The sequence below is a fragment of the Mycobacterium sp. TH-M103 genome, from assembly GCF_057473785.1.
On the sequence record NZ_JBYCLG010000273.1, the window covers coordinates 1 to 6,537 of the forward strand.

Below are 6,537 nucleotides of genomic sequence, written 5' to 3' on the forward strand. Positions count from 1 at the left end.
AACTCCGCCCGCGCGGTGTAAAGCGCCGCGGTATAACCCGCGGGACCCGAACCAATGACGATCACGTCGTGAACAGTGTCGGCGCTCATACGAACCTTTCAGCCAGGGCCCACGTCCCCGTTAAAAACGCGAGCCTACTGGGAGTCGATTACCGTGCCATTTTCCAAGAGTAATGCCCTGGGCGGCGATCGCCCCCCGGCGACACCGGCGACGCCGAGACCAGATGACGGTCACGGTCGCCGAAAACGATTGCCCGGCAAACGCTTCCGCTGCCCCCGATCAACGTCACGCACAACCGTCCCAACGTCAACGTGAAGCCGCACACACAACGTCGGTTTGTGGGCTCACAACAAGGACACCTCTACTAAACTGCTGTTGACCGGCGCACCATGAATGTTGTGACCCGTAGGTCCAATGTTGTGCCTGCGGGCAACTCTTGCCGACAAACATAATTGTTGAAGTCGAGCTAGCCTGCTTTTAGGCGCGTGCTGCGGGGTGTGCAGCCCAAATGATCACCTGTGCGGCGCGCGGTTTAGGCCGGTAATCCATCGCCGGCGATGTTCGAGAAGGAGACGATATGACCACAGCCCGTCCCGCCAGGACTCGAGATGAAGGCCAGTGGGCGCTGGGAAGCCGCGACCCTCTCAACGACGCCGAGCAGATCAAGCACGACGACGGCCCGCTGAACGCGCGCGACCGGGTGATCAACAAGTACGCCAAAGAGGGCTTCGACAGCATCGACAAGTCCGACCTGCGGTTCCGTTTCAAGTGGCTGGGCCTCTACACCCAGCGCGAGCAGGGCTATGACGGCGGCTGGACCGGCGACGAGAACATCGACAAGCTCGAGTCCAAGTACTTCATGATGCGCGTGCGCTCCGACGGCAAGCCGATGTCGGCCAACACGCTGCGCGTCATGGGCCAGATCTCCACCGAGTTCGCCCGCGAGACCGCCGACATCGGCGACCGGGAGAACCTGCAGTACCACTGGCTCAAGATCGAGGACATCCCCGAGATCTGGCGCCGGCTCGACTCGGTCGGCCTGTCCAGCATCGAGGCCTGCGGCGACTGCCCCCGCGGCATCCACGGCAGCCCGCTGGCTGGCGACTCGCTCGACGAGGTGCTCGACCCGTCGCCCGCCATCGAGGAGATCATCCGCCGTTTCCTGGGCAACCCCGACTACGCCAACCTGCCGCGAAAGTTCAAGACCGCGATCTCGGGCCTGCAGGACGTCTCCCACGAGACCCACGACGTGGCGTTCATCGGTGTCAACCACCCCGAGCACGGCCCCGGCATGGACCTGTGGGTGGGCGGTGGCCTGTCGACCAACCCGATGATGGCCCAGCGCGTCGGCGTGTGGGTCCCGCTGGACGAGGTCCCCGACGTCTGGGAGGCCGTCACCGCGGTGTTCCGCGACTACGGCTACCGCCGGCTGCGCGCCAAGGCCCGGATCAAGTTCCTGGTCAAGGACTGGGGCGTGGAGAAGTTCCGCGAGGTCATGGAGACCGAGTACCTCAAGCGCAAGATGATCGACGGCCCGGCACCCGAGCCGGCGAAGCACCCGATCGACCACGTCGGCGTGCAGAAGATCAAGAACGGCAAGAATGCCATCGGCGTGGCCGCCATCGCCGGGCGCGTCTCGGGCACCATCCTGCAGAAGGTGGCCGACCTCATGGAGGAGGTCGGCTCCGACCGGGCCCGGTTCAGCCCCTTCCAGAAGCTGATCATCCTCGACGTGCCCGACGACAAGGTCGACTACATGGTCACCGAGCTGGACAAGCTCGGCCTGCCGTCGAACCCCTCGAACTGGCGCAAGAGCACGATGGGCTGCACCGGCATCGAGTTCTGCAAGCTGTCGTTCGCCGAGACCCGCGTGCGGGCCCAGTCGCTGGTCCCCGAGCTCGAAGAGCGCCTGTCCGACGTCAACGACAAGCTCGACGTGCCGATCACCGTCCACCTCAACGGCTGCCCGAACTCGTGCGCCCGCATCCAGGTCGCCGACATCGGGTTCAAGGGCCAGTGGATCGACAACGGCGACGGCACCTCGGTCGAGGGCTTCCAGGTCCACCTCGGTGGCGGCCTGGGCGACGAAAGCAACTTCGGCCGCAAGCTGCGCCAGCACAAGGTCACCAGCGCAGAGCTCGGCGACTACATCGACCGGGTGACCCGCAAGTTCCTCGAGCAGCGCGAGGACGGCGAGCGGTTCGCCAACTGGGCGCTGCGCGCCGAGGAAGCCGACCTCCGATAACACGACGACCAGCCCACTTTTCACGACTTGAAGGACACAACGAAATGACCGAAGTGGTGAACAACTTCACCGAGGAGCAGTTGCGTGAGCTGGCGGAGCGCGGCGCGGCCGAGCTCGACGGCGCCAGCGCCGAGGACATGTTGCGCTGGACCGACGAGCACTTCGGTCCCGCCGAGGGTCCGCGCGACTGGTCCACCAGCCGCTACATCGTCGCCTCCAACATGCAGGACGCCGTGCTGGTGCACCTGGCGGCCCAGGTGCGCCCCGGCGTGCCGATCCTGTTTCTGGACACGGGCTACCACTTCGCCGAGACGCTCGGCACCCGCGACGCGGTCGAATCCGTCTACGACGTGCACATCCTCAACGTCACGCCGGAGCACACCGTGGCCGAGCAGGACGAGCTGCTGGGCAAGGACCTGTTCTCCCGCGACCCCAACGAGTGCTGCCGCCTACGCAAGGTCGTTCCGCTGCGTAAGGCGCTGAGCGGCTACTCCGCCTGGGTTACCGGCATCCGCCGTGTGGAGGCCCCGACCCGCGCCAACGCCCCGTTCGTGAGCTTCGACGAGGCGTTCGGCTTGGTGAAGGTCAACCCGCTGGCCGCCTGGACCGACGAGGACATGCAGAACTACATCGACAAGCACGGCGTGCTGGTCAACCCGCTCGTCGACGAGGGCTACCCCTCGATCGGCTGCGCCCCCTGCACCGCCAAGCCCGCCGAGGGCGCCGATCCGCGCAGCGGACGCTGGCAGGGCCAGGGCAAGATCGAATGCGGGCTGCATAGCTCGTGAGCACGCTGATCCTCACCGCGCACGGCAGCCGCGATCCACGGTCGGCCGCCAACGCGCACGCTGTGGCCGAACAGCTGAGGAGCTTGCGGCCGGGGCTTGACGTGCGGCTGGGGTTCCTCGAGCTCAACGCGCCGCACTTCGCCGACGTGCTGGCCGGCCTGCCCGACGGCCGTGACGCGGTGATCAGCCCGTTCTTGCTGGCCAGCGCGTACCACGCGCGGCTGGACATCCCTAAGCAGGTCGCGGAGGCCGGCGCGCTGGGCGTGCGCCAGGCCGACGTGCTCGGTGAGGACGCCCGGCTGGTGTCGGTCGTGCGCGAACGACTCGCCGAGGTGGGGGTGTCACCGCACGACGAGGAACTCGGCGTCGTGGTGGTCGCGATCGGCTCGTCGCACGCGGCGGTCAACGCGCGCACCGCGCAGGTGCCCGCCATGCTGGCCGCCGGCACCCGCTGGGCCGGAGCCACGATCGCCTTCGCGACCCGGCCCGACCCGTCAGTGCCCCAGGCCGTTCACCGGTTGCGGCGCCGCGGCGCCCGCCGGGTCCTCGTGGCGCCGTGGTTTTTGGCGCCGGGCCTGATCACCGACCGCGTGTCGACCTACGCGCGCGAGAACGGCATCCCGATGGCGGCGCCGCTGGGCGCGCACCCGCTGGTCGCCGAGACGCTGCTGGACCGCTACGAGCAGGCGCTGGCCGAGGAAACCGCGGCCTGACGCCCGCCGCCCCACGTCACTTTTTCGGCCCGACCGAGGTGATGTGGCTGAGCAGGTCGCGTATCGCCCCCGCGGGCGGGGTGCGCCCGCCCACCCAGATGGCCCGGAACTGCCGCCGCAGGTCCAGCTCGGGAATGTGGACGGCGCGCAGCCGCCCGACCGCCAGGTCGTCGGCCACCGCCAGCTTGCTCATCGCCGCCGGGCCCGCCCCGGCCAGCACCGCCGCGCGCATCGCCGCGGCCGAGGTCAACTCCAAGACGGGCGGCGCTTGCCGCATGTCGTCGCCCAGCGCGTGACACAGCGCCGCGGTCAACGAATCCCGAATGCCCGAATGGGGTTCGCGGGCGACCAACGGCGTCTCCGCGAGCTCGCGGGCGGTGACGGCCCCCGACCGCCGGGCCCACTTGTGGGTGGGCGGCACCACGATCACCAGCTCGTCATGGCCCACCACAGCGGTGCCCAGCCCCTTGGGCGGGCCCGGGTTCTCGACGAAGCCCAGGTCGGCGGTGCCGTCGCGCACCGAGGCGATCGCATGCTCGCTGTTGGTGGCGGTCAGGATCACCTGCGGCAACGCACCGCCGCGCCGGGCCGCCGCAGCCTGCAGCGACACCAGCCAGTGCGGCATCAGCTGCTCGGAGATCGTCTGGCTGGCCGCCACCCGGATCTTCTCGCGGCCCTCCTTGCGCAGCGAGCTCATGCCCGCGTCGATCTCGCCGGCGAGCTCGAGCAGGCGGGTCGCCCACTCGGCGACGATCACACCGGCCGGCGTCAGCTGTGAGCCCCGGGTGGTCCGGACCGCCAGCGTCACCCCCACCTGGGCCTCCATCGAGGCCAGCCGCCGCGACACGGCCTGCTGGGTCAGCCCGAGCTCGCGGGCGGCGCGCCCGAGGCTGCCCGTTTCGGCGATCGCCAAAAACACCTCGAACGAGGCCAGATCGGGCATGCGGGGGCTGAGCGGCATGGTTGACACAACGATAGCTTGTGACACCACAACATCGAAACCTCTACTCGCGGCCTGTCGCTACTACCACCATGGACACCATGACCCGTCCAACCAATGAGGCACAGACACAGACGCTGGACCGGGGACGTCCCTACCACGTCGCCATCGTGGGTTCCGGTCCGTCGGGATTCTTCGCGGCAGCGTCGCTGCTGAAGGCCGCCGACAGCTCCGAGAATTTCGATGTCGCCATCGACATGCTGGAGATGCTGCCCACTCCCTGGGGTCTGGTGCGCTCCGGCGTCGCCCCCGACCACCCCAAGATCAAGTCCGTCAGCGCGCAGTTCGAGAAGACCGCCGAGGACCCCCGTTTCCGCTTCTTCGGCAACGTGCGGGTCGGTGAGCAGGTGCAGGCCGCCGAGCTCGCGGAACGCTACGACGCGGTGATCTACGCCGTCGGCGCCCAGTCGGACCGCGCGCTGGGGATTCCCGGCGAGGACCTGCCCGGTAGCGTCGCCGCAACGGACTTCGTCGGCTGGTACAACGCGCACCCGTACTTCGCGGAGATGGCGCCGGACCTGTCGGGGGCCCGCGCCGTTGTGGTGGGCAACGGCAACGTGGCCGTCGATGTCGCCCGCATGCTGGTGACCAAGCCCGACGTGCTGGCCGTCACCGACATCGCCGACCACGCACTGGACACCTTGCGCCCGTGCGGCGTCAAGGAAGTGATGCTGGTGGGCCGCCGCGGCCCCCTGGAAGCCGCGTTCACGACGGTGGAGCTGCGCGAGCTCGGCGAGCTCGAGGGCGTCGACGTGGTCGTCGACCCCGCCGACCTGGAGAACATCACCGACGAGGACGCCGCCGCGGCCGGCAAGATCACCAAGAACAACATCAAGATCCTGCGCGAGTACGCCGGCCGCACGGTCGATCCCGATAAGCGGCGAATCGTGTTGCGGTTCTTCACCTCTCCGATCGAGATCAAGGGAACCGACAGGGTCGAGAGCATCGTGCTGGGCCGCAACGAGCTCGTCACCGACGCCAACGGCCGGATGGTGGCCAAAGACACCGGCGCACGCGAGGAGCTGCCCGCGCAGCTGGTGGTGCGCTCGGTCGGCTACCGAGGGGTGGCCATCCCGGGCGTGGCATTCGACGACAGGTCTGGGACGATCCCCCACGACAACGGCCGGATCGACGGCAGCCGCAACGAATACGTGGCCGGCTGGATCAAGCGGGGCCCGTCCGGGGTGATCGGCACCAACAAGAAGTGCTCGCAGGAGACCGTCGACACCCTGCTCGCCGACCTGCAAGCGGCGCGCGAATCCGGTCAGGCCGAGCACGGCACCGACTACTCCGACGAACTCGCCGAGTGGCTGGCCTCGCGTCAGCCGCAGCTGGTCACCGCCGAGCACTGGCAGCTGATCGACCGCTTCGAGCGCGAGGCCGGCGAGGCCCACGGTCGCCCCCGCGCCAAGCTGGCCAACCTGTCCGAGCTACTGCGGATAGCCCACGGCTGACAGCCGTTCCGCTGATTAGGAAGGAACCTCTTGTGACATACGTGATCGCCGAACCCTGTGTCGACATCAAAGACAAGGCATGCATCGAGGAATGCCCCGTCGACTGCATCTACGAGGGCGCGCGGATGCTCTACATCCACCCCGACGAGTGTGTCGACTGCGGTGCCTGCGAGCCGGTGTGCCCGGTGGAGTCGATCTACTACGAGGATGATCTGCCCGCCGAGTACAGCGAGTACACCCAGATCAACGCCGACTTCTTCGCCGAGCTCGGTTCGCCGGGCGGGGCGTCGAAGGTCGGGCTGACCGAGAACGACCCCGCCCCGGTCAAAGCCCTGGA

The 6,537-nt window shown here is 68.2% G+C and carries 7 protein-coding genes; 5 read left to right on the top strand and 2 right to left on the bottom strand.

What is annotated here, in order from left to right; translation table 11 throughout:
* Positions 1-89: FAD-binding protein (locus AC2VOR_RS15385; RefSeq protein WP_486964067.1), on the bottom strand; the 89-nt coding region annotated here is incomplete at its 3' end.
* A gap of 488 nt (positions 90-577) precedes the next feature.
* On the opposite strand from AC2VOR_RS15385, the gene AC2VOR_RS15390 reads away from it, so the two are divergent.
* Genes AC2VOR_RS15390 through AC2VOR_RS15400 form a run of 3 tightly spaced genes read left to right on the top strand, consistent with a single transcriptional unit; the run spans position 578 to position 3,746 of the window.
* Positions 578-2,245, top strand: a complete 1,668-nt coding sequence (locus AC2VOR_RS15390) for a nitrite/sulfite reductase (RefSeq protein WP_369738149.1) — start codon at positions 578-580, stop codon at positions 2,243-2,245.
* Positions 2,246-2,289: 44 nt separating this feature from the next.
* A complete protein-coding gene (locus AC2VOR_RS15395) occupies positions 2,290-3,033 on the top strand; it encodes a phosphoadenylyl-sulfate reductase (RefSeq protein ID WP_369738148.1) in 744 nt (247 codons plus the stop codon).
* A complete protein-coding gene (locus AC2VOR_RS15400; protein WP_369738147.1) occupies positions 3,030-3,746 on the top strand; it encodes a sirohydrochlorin chelatase in 717 nt (238 codons plus the stop codon). The genes AC2VOR_RS15395 and AC2VOR_RS15400 overlap by 4 nt, the downstream gene beginning before the upstream one ends.
* Positions 3,747-3,762: 16 nt before the next feature.
* Here the strand turns inward: AC2VOR_RS15400 and AC2VOR_RS15405 are convergent, their stop codons facing one another.
* A complete protein-coding gene (locus AC2VOR_RS15405) occupies positions 3,763-4,707 on the bottom strand; it encodes a LysR family transcriptional regulator (protein WP_369738146.1) in 945 nt (314 codons plus the stop codon).
* A gap of 80 nt (positions 4,708-4,787) precedes the next feature.
* Between AC2VOR_RS15405 and AC2VOR_RS15410 the strand changes: the two genes are divergently transcribed.
* Positions 4,788-6,200, top strand: coding sequence for an FAD-dependent oxidoreductase (locus AC2VOR_RS15410; protein ID WP_369738145.1), 1,413 nt, complete (start codon positions 4,788-4,790; stop codon positions 6,198-6,200).
* 32 nt (positions 6,201-6,232) lie between these two features.
* The coding region (gene fdxA, locus AC2VOR_RS15415; protein ID WP_486964066.1) for a ferredoxin at positions 6,233-6,537 on the top strand (305 nt) is incomplete at its 3' end.